Origin of the sequence: Gracilibacillus halophilus YIM-C55.5 (genome assembly GCF_000359605.1) — a bacterium.
Taxonomy (GTDB): Bacteria; Bacillota; Bacilli; order Bacillales; family Amphibacillaceae; genus Gracilibacillus; species Gracilibacillus halophilus.
The window spans coordinates 42,603-60,879 of the sequence record NZ_APML01000025.1 but is presented as its reverse complement, the minus strand read 5'-3'; the positions used below and the strand labels follow the sequence as shown (position 1 = coordinate 60,879).

19 protein-coding genes and 1 other annotated feature are annotated in these 18,277 nt (G+C 37.3%); of the genes, 3 read left to right on the top strand and 16 right to left on the bottom strand.

Translation table 11 applies throughout. From position 1 onward, the window contains the following. Positions 1-108: 108 nt before the first annotated feature. The 3 genes from J416_RS07610 to rhaB all read right to left on the bottom strand — a co-directional run bounded on the left by J416_RS07610 (position 109) and on the right by rhaB (position 4,920). Complete coding sequence (locus tag J416_RS07610) at positions 109-2,172, bottom strand: bifunctional rhamnulose-1-phosphate aldolase/short-chain dehydrogenase (protein WP_003467859.1); 2,064 nt, start codon at positions 2,170-2,172, stop codon at positions 109-111. An 83-nt stretch (positions 2,173-2,255) separates the two neighbouring features. After that, positions 2,256-3,512: an L-rhamnose isomerase gene (gene rhaA, locus J416_RS07605; protein ID WP_003467857.1), complete on the bottom strand. Its 1,257-nt coding sequence runs from the start codon at positions 3,510-3,512 to the stop codon at positions 2,256-2,258. Positions 3,513-3,525: 13 nt separating this feature from the next. Then, the gene (rhaB, locus tag J416_RS07600; RefSeq protein ID WP_003467854.1) at positions 3,526-4,920 is read right to left on the bottom strand and encodes a rhamnulokinase; all 1,395 of its coding nucleotides are present in this window, start codon (positions 4,918-4,920) and stop codon (positions 3,526-3,528) included. Between the two features lie 213 nt (positions 4,921-5,133). On the opposite strand from rhaB, the gene J416_RS07595 reads away from it, so the two are divergent. Continuing rightward, complete coding sequence (locus J416_RS07595) at positions 5,134-5,586, top strand: PH domain-containing protein (RefSeq protein WP_003467851.1); 453 nt, start codon at positions 5,134-5,136, stop codon at positions 5,584-5,586. Here J416_RS07595 and J416_RS07590 read toward each other — a convergent pair. Then, positions 5,583-6,584, bottom strand: a complete 1,002-nt coding sequence (locus tag J416_RS07590) for an AraC family transcriptional regulator (RefSeq protein WP_003467848.1) — start codon at positions 6,582-6,584, stop codon at positions 5,583-5,585. The genes J416_RS07595 and J416_RS07590 overlap by 4 nt on opposite strands. Positions 6,585-6,642: 58 nt before the next feature. Next, entirely contained in the window at positions 6,643-7,902 is a 1,260-nt protein-coding gene (gene ilvA, locus J416_RS07585) for a threonine ammonia-lyase IlvA (RefSeq protein ID WP_003467846.1), read from the bottom strand. Between the two features lie 184 nt (positions 7,903-8,086). Between ilvA and J416_RS07580 the strand changes: the two genes are divergently transcribed. Next, positions 8,087-8,626: a DUF6944 family repetitive protein gene (locus J416_RS07580; protein WP_003467843.1), complete on the top strand. Its 540-nt coding sequence runs from the start codon at positions 8,087-8,089 to the stop codon at positions 8,624-8,626. On the opposite strand, the gene J416_RS07575 is transcribed toward J416_RS07580, so the two are convergent. The 11 genes from J416_RS07575 to J416_RS07525 form a co-directional block, all read right to left on the bottom strand. Next, on the bottom strand, positions 8,623-9,078 hold the full coding sequence (locus tag J416_RS07575; RefSeq protein ID WP_003467841.1) for a DinB family protein: 456 nt from the start codon (positions 9,076-9,078) through the stop codon (positions 8,623-8,625). The two genes, J416_RS07580 and J416_RS07575, sit on opposite strands and share 4 nt — an antisense overlap. Before the next feature lie 40 nt (positions 9,079-9,118). Further along, the gene (locus tag J416_RS07570) at positions 9,119-9,325 is read right to left on the bottom strand and encodes a hypothetical protein (protein ID WP_003467837.1); all 207 of its coding nucleotides are present in this window, start codon (positions 9,323-9,325) and stop codon (positions 9,119-9,121) included. Positions 9,326-9,411: 86 nt separating this feature from the next. Beyond that, positions 9,412-10,086: an HAD family hydrolase gene (locus tag J416_RS07565; protein WP_003467835.1), complete on the bottom strand. Its 675-nt coding sequence runs from the start codon at positions 10,084-10,086 to the stop codon at positions 9,412-9,414. Positions 10,087-10,327: 241 nt separating this feature from the next. After that, a complete protein-coding gene (locus J416_RS07560) occupies positions 10,328-10,747 on the bottom strand; it encodes a GNAT family N-acetyltransferase (protein WP_040513149.1) in 420 nt (139 codons plus the stop codon). A 201-nt stretch (positions 10,748-10,948) separates the two neighbouring features. Then, positions 10,949-11,389, bottom strand: coding sequence for a FosM family fosfomycin resistance protein (gene fosM / locus J416_RS07555; protein WP_420805431.1), 441 nt, complete (start codon positions 11,387-11,389; stop codon positions 10,949-10,951). 74 nt (positions 11,390-11,463) lie between these two features. Continuing rightward, complete coding sequence (locus J416_RS07550) at positions 11,464-11,967, bottom strand: DinB family protein (protein WP_003467830.1); 504 nt, start codon at positions 11,965-11,967, stop codon at positions 11,464-11,466. Positions 11,968-12,047: 80 nt separating this feature from the next. After that, positions 12,048-12,323, bottom strand: coding sequence for a DUF4190 domain-containing protein (locus J416_RS07545; protein WP_003467828.1), 276 nt, complete (start codon positions 12,321-12,323; stop codon positions 12,048-12,050). A gap of 128 nt (positions 12,324-12,451) precedes the next feature. Further along, positions 12,452-13,375 (bottom strand): manganese-dependent inorganic pyrophosphatase, encoded by a 924-nt coding sequence (locus tag J416_RS07540; RefSeq protein WP_003467826.1) that lies wholly within the window; start codon positions 13,373-13,375, stop codon positions 12,452-12,454. Between the two features lie 73 nt (positions 13,376-13,448). Beyond that, complete coding sequence (locus J416_RS07535) at positions 13,449-14,693, bottom strand: glutamate-5-semialdehyde dehydrogenase (protein ID WP_003467819.1); 1,245 nt, start codon at positions 14,691-14,693, stop codon at positions 13,449-13,451. Beyond that, a complete protein-coding gene (proB, locus tag J416_RS07530; RefSeq protein WP_003467817.1) occupies positions 14,686-15,813 on the bottom strand; it encodes a glutamate 5-kinase in 1,128 nt (375 codons plus the stop codon). The genes J416_RS07535 and proB overlap by 8 nt, the downstream gene beginning before the upstream one ends. A gap of 140 nt (positions 15,814-15,953) precedes the next feature. Next, positions 15,954-16,166: a binding site (T-box leader), on the bottom strand. 48 nt (positions 16,167-16,214) lie between these two features. After that, a complete protein-coding gene (locus J416_RS07525) occupies positions 16,215-17,288 on the bottom strand; it encodes a branched-chain amino acid aminotransferase (protein WP_003467815.1) in 1,074 nt (357 codons plus the stop codon). 209 nt (positions 17,289-17,497) lie between these two features. Between J416_RS07525 and J416_RS07520 the strand changes: the two genes are divergently transcribed. Beyond that, entirely contained in the window at positions 17,498-18,241 is a 744-nt protein-coding gene (locus J416_RS07520) for a CBS domain-containing protein (protein ID WP_003467813.1), read from the top strand. The last annotated feature ends 36 nt before the right edge of the window (positions 18,242-18,277 follow it).

The following is an 18,277-nucleotide window of genomic DNA, read 5'->3' as shown; positions in this document are numbered from 1 at the left end:
CCTATGGGTAAAAGCGAAGTGTTTTGCCGAAGCGTTATGTGTAGTCAGACATTAATGTTCGGATTTTTCTGTCTAACTTATCTTTTTTCTCAACCTCTTCATGATTTTTTATCTTGTAAATGCTGCAGCAACGCCACCGTCTACCGTAATCATGCAACCTGTTGTTTTACTAGATTTTGAGGATGCGAGAAATGTGACAGATTCAGCAATATCTTCTGGTAAAATATTCACATTCAATATTGTACGTTTGCGATAATGTTCTTCTAGTTCATCGGTATCGATACCGTAAGAAGCTGCACGTTCTTTTTTCCAAGAGGAATCCCAAATTTTTGATCCACGAATAACAGCATCAGGTAGTACCGAATTCACACGGATACCTAGCGGGCCACCATCAGCTGCGACGGTACGAGCAAGATGAACCTCCGCTGCTTTTGCTGTGCTGTAGGCTGCCGCATTTTTCCCAGCGTAGATTGAATTTTTCGAACCGATAAAGATCATGTTTCCACCGATGTTTTGCTCTTTCATTAATTTGAAAGTTTCGCGTGCGACTAGGAAGTAACCGGTCACGAGCACATTCATATTTAAATTCCATTTATCCAATGTAGTTTCTTCAAACGGGCTAGAGCTTGCTAAACCGGCATTATTAACTAATATATCGATTCCACCAAATTGAAGAGAAGCTTCTTGAATCGCCGCTTGCACTTCCGATTCTTTCGTTACATCCATTTGTACAGCAGTCGCCCGATTATCACCGTATGTTTGATTGATCGCGTGAGCTAACTCTTCAGCACCTTCCTGGTTAATATCTGCAATGATTACATGAGCTCCCTCATTCACTAGTTGGTATGCGGTGGCAGTACCAATACCACCTGCACCACCGGTAATAAAAGCTATCTGGCGAGAAAATTCGGCTTCAGGTGGAGCAAGGCTCAATTTATATAGCTCAAGCGGCCAATATTCAATCGCATAAGATTCTTGTTCATTTAAAGAAACGAAATTTCCTAAAACAGTTGCACCACGCATCACAGCAACCGCACGGTGATAAAGTGCTTCACTAATATTTGCAGCTTTCCAACTCTTCCCTGTATTCACCATTCCGAGTCCTGGAATCAATATAATTCGCGGTGCAGGTTCAAACATCTCATCGCCGTCTGTTTTGTTTCGGTTAAAATACGATGTATAATCGTCAGCAAATTGAGCAAGTCCTGCTGTTAATTTCTCTTTTAATTGATCAATAGTCTCTGATTGTGGATCCCATTCAATCCATAAGGGTACCCGTTTCGTATGAACGAGATGATCAGGACACGCTGCCCCTACTTGCGATAATTCAGCTGCCTCTTGACTATTGACAAACTGCAAAATACGTTCATCATCACAATAAGTAACGAGCATTTTTTGCGTTTGACTGACTTCGCCTCGAATGAAAGGTAGAATTTCAGCAAAAATCTCCTTACGCTCTTCTTCATAAAGAGATTGATATTTTTGTCCACCAAATGTCGCGTGTGTTTCTTTTTGTGTATCAATATATGCTTCAGCTTCATTAATCACACGAATAGTATTGTCGTAACATTCTTTTGACGTTTCTCCCCAAGTGACTAAACCGTGTTTTTCCATAATGACTAATTCAGCATTCGGATTTTCTTTGACGCCATCTGCTATCATTTTAGATAATTGAAATCCAGGTCGTATATAGGGTACCCATACAAATCGGTCACCAAAAATTTCTTCAGCAATTTCCTTCCCATTATCAGCACATGCAATGCTAATAATCGCATCCGGATGTGTATGATCTACGTGTGTAAATGGTAAAAACGCATGCAATAACGTTTCTATCGATGAACGAGGATGCTTAGCGTCAATCATACAATGAGATAGATACTCGACCATATCTTCATCTGACATATCCTCGCGCTCTAGTAGTGGTCGAATATCAGCAAGTTTTAAGCCAGTAAAATGATGAGACTGCATGGTAGCTAAATCCGATCCACTACCTTTTACCCACATCACTTCGATGTCATCACCCTTAAAATCGGTTTCAATCGATTTCGTCGATGTATTACCACCCCCAATGTTAACCACTGATCGGTCAGAGCCTAACAAATTTGAACGATATACAAGTGTTTCTAACCCATGCTGATCATTTGCTGAACCTTTCCATACATTTTCAACCATCATGATTCCTCCCTTTTCATATTAAGCTGGATTTACTAACTATTTTTAATTTCGTGTTTGTTTCGCTGATTTTTACTAGGGCATTAACTTTCACGTTTTAATTGAACATTTTTTTCATAATCTTTCACGTCTGTTAACCAACTTTCACCTACCGGAACCCCCATCCATTCACAGTAGTAATCCCATATGATACCGAACGGATACGTCTTAAATTCTTCCATTAAAGCTAAACGTTCTGTGAAATTTCCTTCCTCTTGAAGCTGTTTTAAATAATTATGAGGTAATAACAATGCATAAAGTAATGATTTTACCATGTTGCGTGTGCCAATTGCCCAAGCCGCCACACGATTAATGCTTGCGTCAAAAAAGTCAAGTCCAATTAACACGCGATCTAAAGCGTCATTACGAACAATTTCCATACCAATTTCTCGTAATTCATCATCGAATATAATCACATGATCACTATCCCATCTCACTGGACGAGATACATGCAGCGCAAGTAAGTCATTAAACACTAACATTGATGATAATTTATTCGACACCACTTCGGTTGGATGATAATGCCCTGTATCGAGCAGACATAATTTCTGGTTTTGTTGAGCATATTGCATATAAAATTCGTGTGATCCAACCACATAAGCTTCCGAACCAATACCAAACAACTTACTTTCTACGGAATCACGGTTGTACGTTTCAGCAATATTTTCGTCAAAAATTTTATCAAGTGACTCTTTCAGACGCTTTCGAGGTGTTAAACGATCGCTTGGAATATCTTTATAACCGTCAGGGATCCAAATATTTGTTAAAGCTGGTGTCCCAAGTTCTCTGCCAAAATACTCACCTATTTTACGCGATTGAATACAATGTCTCACCCAGAAATCACGAATATCTTGATCCGGATGAGTAAGCGTCAAACCATCATCGGCTTTCGGATGTGAAAATAAAGTAGGATTAAAATCTAATCCGAGTCCATGTTTTTTGGCCCATTTCACCCAATATTCAAAATGTTTCGGTTCCAGTTTATCGCGATCAACCCATTGTCCATCGGTTTCTGCATAAATCGCATGCAAGTTAATTCGGTGATTTCCTGGTATAAGTGACAATGCCTTTTCTAAATCATTCCGTAATTCCTCTGGTGAGGTTGCTTTACCTGGATAATTACCGGTTACATCAATGCCGCCGGATAATTCTTGTTGTTCGGTTTCAAAGCCGGCAATATCATCCCCTTGCCAACAATGAATTGAAATCGGGACATTCTTTAGTTTCTCAAATGCCTCCTCGATTGAAATCCCCCATTTTTCATACTGTTTTTTCGCTTGTTCAAAATATTCATGGTTCATGTCACCACTCCCTTTAAGAAAATGTATCAATTGGAAACGACTGTTGAATCAGTTGTTTCGATGCTTGAACCGATGAGAGCTCACCTGTTGCTGAAAATTGAGCGAGTAAATTGCCAAGCGCTGTTGCTTCCGTTGGCCCAGTGAAGATCGATTTATTTGTTTTCATCGCCAATTTTTCATTCATATAATGATTCTTACTCCCACCTCCAATAATATGAATCGAATCATAGGTCTTTCCGGTCAATTCTTCAATTTGTTCCGCTACTTTGTGATAACTCTCCACTAAACTATCAAAAATGCACTTGGCCAATTCACCAGCTGTGGTAGGAACCGATTGATTCGTTTCTTGACAATACGTTTGTATGGCTTCAGTCATACGATGTGGTCGTAAGAAACGTTTATCATTCACATCAACAATGGCATGAAAGTTTTCTTCTTGATATGCCAAATTAACAAAATCCGTGTACGAATAAACATGATTCCATTCGCGTTTGACTCCTTGGATCATCCAAAGTCCCATAATGTTTTTGAGAAAACGAATCGACCCATTCACCCCACCTTCATTGGTAAAATTGTAATCATACGCTTTAGGTGTACTCATCGGCTGATCTAACTCAACCCCCATGAGCGACCATGTGCCTGAACTAATATAGATCGTATCTTGGCGTGGCACGGCCATGACTGCTGAGGCAGTATCATGCGTTCCTGGCAAAACAACTTGCAACTGACAATCTAGTTCTTCCTGCAATTCATCTGTTAATTCCCCAAGCACTTGTCCTGGTTGCATTGGCTTTTGAAACAGCTTTGGATCAATATCAATGGCTTGTAATAATTCCTCGCTCCAATTTTTTGTATCCGCCTTCAACAATTGTGTGGTTGTTGCATTGGTGTACTCATTCGACAACCTTCCTGTAAATAAGTAATGCAAATAATCTGGTATCATTAGAAAATATTGAGCAGCATCAAGTACTTCTGGACTTTCTTGTTTCAATGCGTACAGTTGATAAATTGTATTAAATGGCTGAAACTGAATACCTGTTTCTTTATAAATATCATGTTTTGAAATGGTTTGAAACACTTCTTCCATCTTCCCATCGGTACGGTGATCTCTATAAGCGACAGCATCCGTTAAACGCTCTTTATGCTGATCAAGTAATACAAAATCTACCGCCCATGTATCAATGCCGATAGTTGTTGGTTGATACCCTTGCTGCAAGGACTTTTTAATCCCTTTTTTTATTTCGAAAAATAATGTATCGACATCCCAGCATAAATGACCATTTTGTTCGATCATTCGGTTATGAAACCGATGAACTTCATCGAGTTGTAGGCGCTCATCGTTCATATACCCAGCGATCACACAACCGCTAGAAGCACCAATATCGACAGCGAGTTTACATTTTTGCATTGCTTCACCCCTTTTTTGTAAACGGTTTATATTAAGTGTATGTGATAAGGAGTGAGAAAAATATATCGAAATTTTATTAAATATTGTCTTTTTTTGCATAGATTGATAAAAAGATGAGTATAGGAGGTAATAACATGGAGCTTTTGACGTGAATAAAAATGAAACCAAAAAAAACCTTGTTCGTATCACTCATATAGGAGGTGTAATTCTTACATGGTTTTTCGCGCCAAGATCGATACATTTTTTGTACGTTTTATATCAATCACGATTATCATAATTGGAATAGTGACTTTTCTTCCCTTACTTTTAGAAGATGGAGCTAAATTTTTTGTAATAATGATACTACTCTCTATATTCCTACTTATATCCAGTTTCATTCTATGGTGTGCCTTCGCTGTAAAATACGTTTTTTATCAAGATTATCTACTTGTAAAAGGTGGTCCATTTAGCAGTCGAATCCCCTATGTCAATATCACAAAAGTGTCATTTACAAAAGATATTTTTACAGGTTATCGAATACTCTCATCAAGGGATGGGATTGAAATTTTTTATACAAATGCGATACTGGGTAGTCTAAAAATTTCACCCAAGGATAAAAGGTCATTTATCAATGAGTTAGAAAAACGTTGCTCAATTACTAAAAATCAGGATGAAGATTCACTTTAACTTTTAGTACTCGTTACTTCGGCCTCTTCTGCCATATGTTTTTTATAGGATCGCGGGGTCCATCCATATTTCTTTTTAAACAAACGATAAAAATAGCTAATGTTTTCATAACCAACTGCTTCAGCAATTGCTTGCATCGACATATCTGAATGCAGAATCAGATTTTTAGCTACTAATAGGCGCTTCTCCTGCAATAAATCTTTAAAATTTTGATTCGTGAGTCGTTTAATTTGCTTACTTGTCCAATATACCGATTGATAAAAGATATCGGCTAGATCTTGTAAATTCGCATAAGGATAGTTTTCTTCTATATAGCGAAACACTTCTTGTAAAAACTTCTGTTCTTCTTCATGTTCGGTGGATTGTTGATTTTGCTGTTGCGTTTGAATGAGTTCGATAATTAATAATCCCATGAGAAACTTACGCTTGGATTTTGATAAAAATTGACCAAACGTCATTTCATTTAGAATTTGTTCCATCAATTCTTGTACACGTAAAGAAGAGGCAACAGGAAAGTATAAAAATTCACCCTTTTGCGAGTAAGCAAACATACTATTCATTAAAAATTGCATCATTTGATTTTGACTAAATCCTTCAGATAAATTTGCCAAAATATAATCAAAAAAGCCAGGATCAATAATAAAGTTAATGACAATATCATTTTTGCCACATGCGTATAATTCATGCTCAATATGCTGATTCAACAGGAGGATGTCTCCTTGGTTTAATGTCATCTCTTTATCACCGATTTTTTGTCGCAGGGAACCTTGAAATACGTAATTCATTTCAATATAATCGTGGGAATGGTTCGGAAAGTCAATATAACGTGGATGTTTACGGATCATAATCAATTCATCTTGTAAAAATTTTTTACTTTGTATGACAAAATTTGAAGTTACATCCGTGTAAATCGCTTTATTCACGGTTTGATTTTTTTCTTGAATGGCGCGTTCTTCATCTGTTTCTTTCATTAATTCTTCTAATAATTTTGAATCCATATCCGTCCCCTCCCTAATGGAAAGGAAGCAAGGCCATTCCCTGCTTCCAAAACAAAACTCAAATCAATAAGTGAAAAAGATCCTCGTCTTTATTGATTTCAATATACGTAAATCCATTCGCTTCCATTCGTTCAATCAGCTGATAATAATCGTTAGAATCTTGTAATTCGATGCCTACAAGTACCGGTCCTCTATCTCGATTATTTTTCTTCGTATATTCAAAACGCGTAATATCGTCATTTTCCCCTAGTACTTTATGCATAAATTCACGAAGTGCACCTGCACGTTGTGGGAAGTTAACGATAAAATAATGTTTGTACCCTTCATAAATGAGAGAACGTTCCTTAAATTCCTGCATGCGGTCAATATCATTATTTCCACCGCTAACGACACAAACTACATTCTTACCCTTAATTTCATCTCGATAATCATCAAGAGCTGAAATCGGTAGCGCGCCAGCAGGCTCAGCAACGATCGCATTTTCATTGTAAAGATTGAGCAGTGTTGTACAAAGCTTTCCCTCTGGTACTGTTGCTACATCATCAATGAAATTTTTCGCGATTTCAAAAGAAACATTTCCTACTTGTTTCACACTTGCGCCATCCACGAATTTATCAATTTGATCTAACTTAGTCACTTCATCTTTCGCCAAGGCCGCTTTCATAGAAGCAGCTCCTTCTGGTTCCACACCAACTATTTTCGTGTCTGGACTAATACTACTAATATATGAACCAACACCAGAAATTAGACCGCCACCACCGACAGACATAAATACATGCGAAATCGGTTCATCGATACTATCTAAAATCTCTAAACCAATCGTTCCTTGACCAGTAATCGTCCGTGTGTCATTAAATGGATGAATAAAAGCGGCCTCATGCTCATCGCAATAGGCCATAGCCTGTTCATAAGAGTCATCAAATGTGTCACCCACTAGTTTTATATCGACAAAAGGGCCACCAAAGAATTCTACCCGATCGACTTTTTGCCTCGGTGTTGTACTCGGCATAAAAATCGCACCTTTGACGCCTAATGCTTTACAAGAATAAGCAACACCTTGTGCATGGTTACCAGCACTCGCACAAACGACACCGTTTTTTAATTCTTCTTCTGATAAACCTTTCATAAAGTTATATGCGCCACGAATTTTAAATGAACGCACCACTTGTAGATCCTCACGTTTTAGGTACACATTACATTGATATTTCTCAGATAAAATTGTATCACGCTGTAATGGTGTCTTCACCACTACATCTTTTAATACTTGATTGGAAATAATAATATCTCTCACTTGGATTGGATTAACTTTAGTACTCATAATACGAACCCTTCCTACTACAATTATTAGCTTTATACTAACATAAAGCTGTAAAATAGAAAATCGTTACCTACTATATTATAACGCAATTTTGTGAATTGACGAAATATCCGCTTTTGTTGACAGCGGGATTGACATTTATACATAGGATATATCGTAACACGTGTTATTTGGGGGTTAAATAATGAAACAGAATTGGCAGGAGATATTTGGTTCATGGGTCGTAGCAACAGGAACTTTCGTGTCTGCGATAGCCAATACCCCTTCGATTCCATTCACTCGTACGTTACAGCAAGACTTTAAAGTGATTGGTAATACAATGCAGGGTACTGGTAATGCATTATCTGTACAACCAATCTATAGTTTCACACTTGAGGATCTAGCAAATGAAGTACAATCGATAGGCAATACCACGATTGTAGGCTCTCTTTTGCTTGATTTTAATGACTCAACGAAGCAATCACTGAATACAAAAGGAAACTTGTTACAAGCATTAGGTGGAGGTATGGCATTTGCAAAAAACTATCAGAAAAAATTGTCTATTCGTACAGTATACATTGGCTTTGGCAACCTTTTGCAAATGATTGGAAACAGTTTTCAAGCCGTATCTCCTCAACTGAAACAAATAGAAGCAATTATTAATACATTGGGAAATTGGATTCAAGCGCTTGGGGCACTGATGACTGCAATTGGTACAACAATGCCCGGCGAAACGAATCATTAGTAGATGACATGTTCAAGTTGTTTGATATGATGTTGATCATGATTGATTAACCTTTTTAAATCACCGTATAACGTATATTGTCCATTATTCGTATGAAATTCTTGATCCCACAGATCATCATCAAGCGATTGAAGGAGTTGAATGAGTTCTTCACGTACTTGATGAAATCGTTCAAAAATTTCTTCCTTACTTTTCGTTTTACTTTCGCGCGATGCTTCTTGATTTACTGACTCAATATCTACTTGCGTCAGTGTTGATTCATCAATAATTTCTGGGATTCGGTTTATAAAATATTGATCCCAATAAATGAAATGTCCGACCACTTCTGCTACGGTCCATTTTCCTTTAGCGATCGGTTTCCTCCACTTTTCTTCAGATATATTATGTAAATTTTCAATCCATTCTAATGTATGATGACAGTTCTCAATAACGGTTTCTTTTTGTTGATTCATTCTCGTTCGTCCTTTCCCAAATTTTAATTGAATGACTTATCTATAATAATCTATCAGGTTCATTGGCATACCACTCAGTAAGACCACAATTGGGGCAAACATATGGATTTAATCGCGTGTGTTTTTTATTCTGGAATAATTGAGCACCTTTAGGATTTTTAATTAACAATCCCTTCAGTCCCCCTTCATCAACTTGGGAAGCAATCATTTTTTGATTACATTTTTCACAATATTTTTCTTCTGTCATTTTTCTGTCCCCTTCCATGGTACATGTTTATCTATTGTACGTCTAGCATCCTATTGACGTTTCATCTTTTTATAAACACGAATGGTTCAACCTAAGATGATTGGCATCAATTTTTGAAGATGGCCAATGACAGGTAAGTTGGTTTGATGTTCGTTAGGTTTTCGATTGATCCATATTCCTTTGAATCCAGCTGACTGACTTGCGATGGCATCAGACTCAAGTTGGTCTCCAATATAATAACAATACGAAGCTTTCACTTGTGCTTTGCGACATGCATGTTCAAAGATACGTGCATTTGGCTTAGAAACGCCCACTTGATCGGATGTGATAATCAGTTCAAAGAATGTCTCGATTCCTATTGTTTGTAACTTGTCGACTTGTTGTTCGTAAGCACCATTACTAATAATTCCTAATCGATGGCCATGCTGTTTCAATTGTTCAAGACAATTCATCACATCATCGAACATTTTCCAGTTCCTTTTGTATAAAGATAGATATTTGTTAAATAAACAGTCCGCTTTTTCATCACTGATATCATATGAAAATAAATCTTTCATTCGCATTCTCCGTTGTTGTTGAAAGCTGAGTTGATGATTTAGAAAATGCGTGAAGTATTTATGTGAAAGTTGTGGCCATAATTTTAGAAACCGATCTTCGCTATACTCTAATGCTTGTACATGTTGATGATAGAATTGTTTCGCAGCCAAATGTTCTGCTTGCTCATGATTTAAGAGCGTACCATCAATATCAAAAAAAATCATTGTCAATAGCTCCTATATGTATTTCTTTACTAACCCTATACTTTTACGTTCAAAGCCTAGATCAGTATAAAATTTATGAGCATTCCGTCGCTCTTTACGATCACCGGTATTCAATAGAATCGTTTTTGCATCTTGTTTTACCGCCCAATTTTCGGCAGCATTAACCAATCAATGTGTGCAATACATAAGTGTAAACATTTATATCACATGATTCCTCGTCTCTAAGTAGAAAATTTTACGTCTATTTTTTCCGTAAAAAGTCTGGTATGCGTGTCATTACTTTCTCTTGCTCCAGATGAAAATCATATTGTTCGTAAAGTAGATGGGCATCTCTCGTCGATAAGTAACCAAATAAATCTTTGAAATCATCTGATCTCGTAATCTCCTCTATAAGCCTTTTCCCGATACCATTTCCTCTATATTGTTCATCTATAAAGACATCACAAAGGTAATACATTGTTGCATAATCAGTCACAATACGAGCAAATCCAATTTGTTTATTATGATGATAAACCCCATAACAAAAAGAGTATTCAATAGATTTGATCATTTTTTCTTTCGTTCGCCTATTTGCCCAATAACTCTGTTGTAGAAATTCATAGATCGCTTCCATATCTAGCAATGACTTATCTTGACTGATCTTTATGTCGTTCCTGTTCATCTTCAAACGACTCGCCTCCTACAAATGCTCATGAACCAAAACTAACTGCTACCATTCTAACACAAATTTCCTGCAGATAGTGTTACGAGTAGGAAACGTGTCTCTATTATTTAATATGGAAACATACATATTGTTTAGCCAGTTTAAGAGATCTCCATCAATTAATTTTTTTCATCGATAACGGCCTTAAACAACATTAGTTTAACGATAAAATTTCATATGGGGCTTTTCCTGTTTATAATAATCTAGTCGATCCTTTAACGTTCCCGTATGAAATTCAAATTTATGACTATCAGGATCTGTGAAATAGATGGATTTCCGATCCCTATCATCTCTAGAGCGTCCCGATAGAATGTTCACGCCCAACTCCTCAAGTTTCTGATATATCGTCTCATAGTCTGATTCCTCAATGGAAAAAGCTATATGTGTATATGACTGACTGATTTCATGCCGAGGAATATCTTTCTCTTCGTTAAGTGCCAACCACATACCATTCAAATCAAAATAAGCTGTTGTGTTTCCTTTCACTAATAATGTAGCGTTAAAAACATCTTGATAGAATGTAATCGAAGTTTCCAAATCAGATACCGAAAATAAAAAATGATTCAGTCCCTTAACAAACAATAGGCTCACCTCTTGCATTAAATGAAAATTTCAAACATGAATTCACATATGTACTCAAAAATAGTTTCAATCTTCCTGTTTTTATCCATGAATTATTTCATAGCATACCATTTTCTCAGTTGGTTTATATGAGCCTGATGATAGCGGTTATGATCAGCCATATGAATAGTTGCTCGCTTTTCATTGTTATGACCAAATGTAACTACTTTTTCAAGATCAGCATCTGTTAATTCTGTACATATATTTTTAAACTTATCAAATACATTATCATATTCAGATAAATATGTATTCAAAGACTTTCCTTTTACCATCGGAAGACGATTATTAACATCTATCATCGGTCCATATTGCATTTTTATAGAATAAGGCATTGTATACCCTTCCATTCTATAGGTCCAATTAAGGTCAACATACATGATATGTCTCATTAACTGCGCGGTACTATTTAAGTTGTCATTTGGTCCTTGATAATCTATTTCTTCTTGTGTCATACCTTCAGTAATACATTTTAGTCGATTGTAATTCTCTTTGACAGCCGAGTATAGTATTCCAACAGTTGGCGACATATTGGCTTCACCTTTTAAATCTTTAAACATTTTGTTCCCCACTTTCTATGATTTATCCGTAGAAAAACTATATCACACTGTAAGAAGAAAACTGACGCCTAGTTAAGCAACTATCCATACATTAGAAGGGCTATAATTATAGATACAATTGGTAATATGATGCCAATACCACTACAAATAACACCTGATATGGCAAGATTTCTGCCATTTTGCTCGAATCGTTTAATATTCGATAAACCTACGATACCTAAAATAAACCCAACAATTCCAAGGATGAGACCGATCAGTGGTATGATGATAAATATTATAGATAAAATGCCAAGAATCAACGAAGCAATACTTTTACCATTTGTTTCACTGTTGTTTGAAGCTACATTTTGACTCATTTTGAATCCTCCTATACTTTCTCTTTATAACCTATTCATAGAACAGCTGAGATTTTATGAAAAGAATAAATAAATCGGGTACTAATCCTCTTTTGACTAGTACCCTCTTGTTGAGCTATTTTTCTTGATTAAAAAGCATTGGTTAAGTTCGGAACCACTTGTTTCTTACGGGAAACGACCCCTTCAAGTGTAGCTGTTTGATTATCAAGTGTTACATCAAATGCTTTTGCGACTTTTTCGGTTTCTTCACCGACTGCGAGAACAACAGAATCGTTCTTCAAGATATCGGTAATTAAGAAGACAAACAGTTTTAAGCCTTTATCAGCTACATTTTTTTCGATCACTGGCTCAATTTGATCACGTAGTGCTAACACATCATCAACAGAAACCGTATTAACTTGGGCGACTTCAACTTTGTTTCCATTCATGTCAAATTCTTTCGCATCAAGTGAAATTAATTCCTCAGCTGATTTATCACTTAGATCTGCACCTGCTTTTAACATTTCCAGACCGTACGTTTCACTGTCAACACCTGCGATTTCAGCCAATTCTTTCGCTGCTTGCACGTCTTCGTCTGTACATGTTGGAGAATTAAATAATAAAGAGTCAGAAATGATCGCAGACAGCATTAATCCAGCTGTGTCCTTGTTGATTTCAACGTTATGTTCTTTATATAACTTATTAAGGATTGTTGCTGTACAACCCACTGGTTCAGCACGATAATATAACGGATCTTTCGTCTCAAAGTTGGCGATGCGGTGATGGTCAATGACTTCTTTCACCTGCACATCGTCTAAGTCTTCCACACTTTGTTGACGTTCATTATGATCGACTAAAATGACTTGCTCCACTTCATTTGCTACTGTATCGACCTGTCGAGGGGCTTTTTTATTAAAATATTCGAGTGCATAATTGGTTTCCCCATTCGGTTCGCCTAATCGTACAGCTTCGACATCCTCGCCTAATGCCTGCTTCAATTCTGCATAAGCGATCGCAGAACTAATAGTATCCGTATCTGGATTTTTGTGTCCGAAAATTAATGTCTTTGCCATTTTGCATACTCCTTATTTACTAAAATTTTTCTCACCGTTTATTATACATGAATTGTTTCATCAGAAAAGGATTTTATTTGATTTGTCCTTCTCCATATAGTAAATATTTTGTCGATGTGATGGCTTCGAGCCCCATTGGTCCTCTAGCATGTAATTTCTGCGTACTGATACCAATTTCCGCACCGAAGCCAAATTCAAAGCCATCTGTAAACCGAGTGGATGCATTGTGATAAACAGCTGCTGCATCAACTTCATTCATGAATTGAATCACATGTTGGTCCGTTTCTGTAACAATGGACTCAGAGTGCTTGGTACCATAATGGTTGATATGATCAATCGCATCTTGAACGGTTTCAACAACTTTTATGGCGACGGTCATATCAAGATATTCAGTTTCATAATCTGCTTCAGTGGCTTCAATGACGTTTTCTCCTTGATTTACAGTAAAGGAGTCGCCATGCACTTCTACCTTAGCTGCTTGTAATTTTTCGACTAATTCGCTCAAATGCTTCTCTGCCCAGTTTTGTTGGACGAGAATGGTTTCAGCTGAATTACAAACCGATGGGCGTTGTGTTTTTGCATTAATCGCTACATCGATCGCCATGTCTTTCTTTGCTGATTCATCGATAAACACATGACAATTCCCTGCCCCCGTTTCTAATACTGGTACGGAAGCCTGTGACACAACTGTATCGATTAGTTTTTTCCCGCCACGGGGAATGAGAACATCTAAATGCTCCGTCAATTGGAACATTTCAGAGGCCGTTTGACGACTTGTGTCTTCGACTAATTGCACGGCATCATTTGGTAAAGAGGACTCCTTCAGTGCATCATGTATAACTTGAACTAATGCTGTATTCGAATGAATCGCCGAAGAACTCCCACGTAGTAAGACTGCATTCCCTGTTTTTAAACATAAACTAGCCGCATCAATCGTTACATTCGGTCTTGCTTCATAGATCATACCAACAACGCCAATTGGTACTCTTACCTTTTGAATCTCCAAGCCATTTGGACGATCCCAAGATTCGATAATATCACCAATTGGATCAGATAAATCCGTTAATTGAATTAATGCATCAGCCATTCCTTCAATCCGTTGTTCATTTAAAATCAATCGATCAATAAGCGATTCATGGAGTCCATTCGCTCTCCCTTTTTCAATATCCTTTTGATTTTCCGTCATTATAAATGACTTTTGTTCGCGTAATGCCTCTGAAAGCAAACGTAACGCTTCATTTTTCTCTTCTGTGGTTTTAGTGGCTAATGAAGTGGTTGTGTCTTTGACAAGTTGTGCTTTTTTTAATAAATCACTCATATTGATAAGCCTCCTCCATTGATAATACTAAACGATCACGATGAACGACTTCTGGTCGATTCACCATCGTTCGTTCCATGACGACTTGACTTGATTCACCTTTCGTTTGTTTCATATCTCTTGAAGAGTAGTTAACTTGGCCTTTGGCTATCACTGTGTTTTCATCAACAATTTCAACGACAGCACCTGCATCAAAACTTCCATCAATCCAACGAATCCCCGCTGGTAACAAACTTTTTCCTTGATGGAGTATAGCTTCTACAGCACCTTTATCTACATAAATTCGCCCTTGTATTGGCGAATGAAAGGCGATCCATTGCTTCTGTTTGCGAAAATTATTCGTTAAATGCTCACCTATATATGTGCCATCGCCCCGATTTTCCATAATATCAATCAATTTATCTTCACCGTTACCAACACCGACAAACACGCGTACACCTAAGGAAAGAGCCGTTTTTGCTGCTAAAATTTTCGATTTCATGCCACCCGTTCCAACTTTTGATCCTGATTCTGCTTTTGTGTCTGCTACGATTTTATCAGATATTGTAGTTAACCGATCATATCGAATGGCATCAGGATGTGTGTTTGGATTCTTATCATAGAGTCCGTTAATATCAGTTAGCATCATTAAAAAATCAGCATGAACGAGACCGCTAACTAATGCTGATAACATATCATTATCACCAAAAGTTAATTCATCAATTGCTACTGTGTCATTTTCATTAATAATTGGGATGACATTACGCTTTAGTAGCTCAGTTAACGTAGAATAGACATTACTATATTGTGTCTCGTTACTAAAAACATCTTTGGTTAATAATAATTGAGCGGGCAACTCATCAAAGGTTCTAAAAGCGTCATTATATGCTTGAACTAATAAACCTTGGCCGACTGCAGCGGCTGCTTGTTTGCCTGACACGGTAACTGGTTTACTCGGATAACCTAAATCATGAAAGCCAGCACTAACCGCACCCGAAGAAATCAGAATCACTTCATAGTTTTGTTGTTTTAATTTTGCAATAGCGGCAGTGTGCTCGTTTAATTTCTTGATATCTAAACCACCGTTTTTGTTTGTTAACGAACTACTACCTATTTTGACAACGACTCGTTGTTTCGCCATTTGTCTCACGTCTTTCCTAGATTTTAAACTTAGAGTTTTATTTCCGCACCAAGCGAACGTTTGAGCAGAATTGACTGCATCACATAAACATGAATACATTTAATTAACATAAGTAAAAAAACTCTTCTCGCCTTCACTTATAAAAGGACGAAAAGAGTTCTCCGCGGTACCACCTTTGTTGATAATCCCGTGATTATCCACTTTCCTCTTTAACGCAGAGGTACGATTAAGTTCAGTCCTTAATAGCTCCCAGAGTAGGTTCATCAGATGAGTGGGATACGGAATTTCTCAGCCAGTGAATTCCGCTCTCTTGATCCTTCATTCCGACTATTGACTCTGATTGTAGCCGATCATTTTATTCTAATACTATTATAGCTAATACCTAACAAAACCTCAAGCAATTACTTGACGCGAACCACCCAATGAAACGGATCTTTTTCAACTCCGTATTGAATGCCAGTAATCGTGTCATATAAGCGACGAGAAATTTCACCTGTTTCACCTTGGTTAATTTCCATTTGTTCACCTTTCCAAGCGAGTTCGCCAATTGGTGAAATGACAGCAGCCGTTCCTGCACCAAAAGCTTCTTCCAACTCTCCATTTTGGTGATATTGATAAATTTCTTCCATGCTAATTCGACGTTCTGTTACTGGTATATCCCAATGCTTTAACAATTGAATGACAGAATCTCTTGTCACGCCTTGAAGAATGCTACCATTTAATGCTGGTGTAATGACTTCTCCATTTACCTTGAAGAATACGTTCATACTGCCTACTTCTTCAATATATTTCTTCTCTACACCATCAAGCCATAACACTTGGGCATAGCCTTTTTCAGCGACTAATTCTTGTGCTTTTAAACTGGAAGCATAGTTACCGGCTGTTTTTGCTTCACCTGTGCCTCCACGAACAGCACGGACATATTCATCCTCAACAGCAATTTTGACAGGATCAATACCTGCGTCATAATATGCACCAACAGGAGATAATATAACAATAAATTGATACGTCGTTGATGGGCGAACACCTAGATAAGCTTCTGTTGATATAATAAACGGACGAATATATAAAGAAGTGCCTGGAGCATCCGGCACCCACTCATGGTCAACATGTACGAGATGCTTGATCGCATCAATCCCGAACTCTTCATCAATCGATGGGATACATAAACGGTCATTCGAACGATTTAGTCGTTCCATATTTTTATTCGGCCGAAATAATTGGATATGCCCGTCTTCGGTACGATAAGCCTTTAATCCTTCAAAAACGGTTTGACCATAGTGAAATACCATTGATGCTGGATCTAACATCATCGGTTGATATGGGACAATGCGTGGATTGTGCCAGCCTTTGTCTTCACTATAATCTTGTATGAACATATGATCAGTGAAATAACGTCCAAATGATAAGTCATCGGATGCTGGTTTTGGCTTTTCTTCTTCACTTTTGATTACGGTAATTGTATATTGCGACATAACTACTGACTCCTTACTCTATTTCTTTCATTTTGCGCTTTTCATCCTGTATGTAATATTTTATTACTATTTTGTCTAAAAACACAACCTTTTCGCTGAAAATTTTCAAACAAATCTGTTTATTCCCGACAAAGTCGTTTAAAATAAGCAACAAACTATTTCATTATCATAAAGAAACGATTCAGTATCACGAAATTAGGTGAGATATGTTGGAATCAAATCAAAATCGACATCAACTCTCAGAAAGGTTTGAGGCGGCTTTTAATCGCATTCATGATCAGCTATGTTCATATGCACAAGAGCATAATCAACACGTCTCATTTACCGAAGTATTACAAAAAGCAAGGACAAAACATCAAGTGATTGACGTGCATTTCGATTTATTGAAGCAATGTACCAAATTAAGAAATGCCATGGTACATCGTAAAATTGATCATGATTTTTATATAGCAGAACCACATGAAGATGTCGTTGATGAAATCGAAAGACTATCCAAACAATTAGAGCAACCACCTGCTGTCACAACAATAGCATCGCAACCAGTTGAGTTTTTTTATAGCGACACTCCATTACGAAAAATTCTTCAAACCATTCAAGAACGTGGATTCTCGCAGTACCCGATTTATCAAAACCAACAGTTTACTGGATTGTTAACGGAATCCGGTATTACGCAATGGCTTTCCGCGCATTCACAAGATGTAACGATTGAACAGACGACTGCAAAAGATGTGTTATCATTTGAAGAAAATAACCATGTGAGCTTTTTAGCTCAATCGGCCAATATTTTTGATATTCAAATGACTTTTGATGCTTATTTAAAACACCAACGAAAATTAGAGGCCATTATTATTACAGAAGGTGGCGTTGCTCATCAATTACCGGTCGCCATTGTGACCTCATGGGATTTAATGAAATACAAACCGTTGCAATTTCCAATCATCCAGCACACGTAGAAAACCTGCAAATATGGGGTCACCCATAATCGCAGG

What these genes read in the sequence shown, in the direction of transcription:
- J416_RS07610 (WP_003467859.1), bottom strand. Translation starts at nt 2,172, where the DNA reads ATGGTTGAAAATGTATGGAAAGGTTCAGCAAATGATCAGCATGGGTTA.
- rhaA (WP_003467857.1), bottom strand. Translation starts at nt 3,512, where the DNA reads ATGAACCATGAATATTTTGAACAAGCGAAAAAACAGTATGAAAAATGG.
- rhaB (WP_003467854.1), bottom strand. Translation starts at nt 4,920, where the DNA reads ATGCAAAAATGTAAACTCGCTGTCGATATTGGTGCTTCTAGCGGTTGT.
- J416_RS07595 (WP_003467851.1), top strand. Translation starts at nt 5,134, where the DNA reads ATGGTTTTTCGCGCCAAGATCGATACATTTTTTGTACGTTTTATATCA.
- J416_RS07590 (WP_003467848.1), bottom strand. Translation starts at nt 6,584, where the DNA reads ATGGATTCAAAATTATTAGAAGAATTAATGAAAGAAACAGATGAAGAA.
- ilvA (WP_003467846.1), bottom strand. Translation starts at nt 7,902, where the DNA reads ATGAGTACTAAAGTTAATCCAATCCAAGTGAGAGATATTATTATTTCC.
- J416_RS07580 (WP_003467843.1), top strand. Translation starts at nt 8,087, where the DNA reads ATGAAACAGAATTGGCAGGAGATATTTGGTTCATGGGTCGTAGCAACA.
- J416_RS07575 (WP_003467841.1), bottom strand. Translation starts at nt 9,078, where the DNA reads ATGAATCAACAAAAAGAAACCGTTATTGAGAACTGTCATCATACATTA.
- J416_RS07570 (WP_003467837.1), bottom strand. Translation starts at nt 9,325, where the DNA reads ATGACAGAAGAAAAATATTGTGAAAAATGTAATCAAAAAATGATTGCT.
- J416_RS07565 (WP_003467835.1), bottom strand. Translation starts at nt 10,086, where the DNA reads ATGATTTTTTTTGATATTGATGGTACGCTCTTAAATCATGAGCAAGCA.
- J416_RS07560 (WP_040513149.1), bottom strand. Translation starts at nt 10,747, where the DNA reads ATGAACAGGAACGACATAAAGATCAGTCAAGATAAGTCATTGCTAGAT.
- fosM (WP_420805431.1), bottom strand. Translation starts at nt 11,389, where the DNA reads ATGCAAGAGGTGAGCCTATTGTTTGTTAAGGGACTGAATCATTTTTTA.
- J416_RS07550 (WP_003467830.1), bottom strand. Translation starts at nt 11,967, where the DNA reads ATGTTTAAAGATTTAAAAGGTGAAGCCAATATGTCGCCAACTGTTGGA.
- J416_RS07545 (WP_003467828.1), bottom strand. Translation starts at nt 12,323, where the DNA reads ATGAGTCAAAATGTAGCTTCAAACAACAGTGAAACAAATGGTAAAAGT.
- J416_RS07540 (WP_003467826.1), bottom strand. Translation starts at nt 13,375, where the DNA reads ATGGCAAAGACATTAATTTTCGGACACAAAAATCCAGATACGGATACT.
- J416_RS07535 (WP_003467819.1), bottom strand. Translation starts at nt 14,693, where the DNA reads ATGAGTGATTTATTAAAAAAAGCACAACTTGTCAAAGACACAACCACT.
- proB (WP_003467817.1), bottom strand. Translation starts at nt 15,813, where the DNA reads ATGGCGAAACAACGAGTCGTTGTCAAAATAGGTAGTAGTTCGTTAACA.
- J416_RS07525 (WP_003467815.1), bottom strand. Translation starts at nt 17,288, where the DNA reads ATGTCGCAATATACAATTACCGTAATCAAAAGTGAAGAAGAAAAGCCA.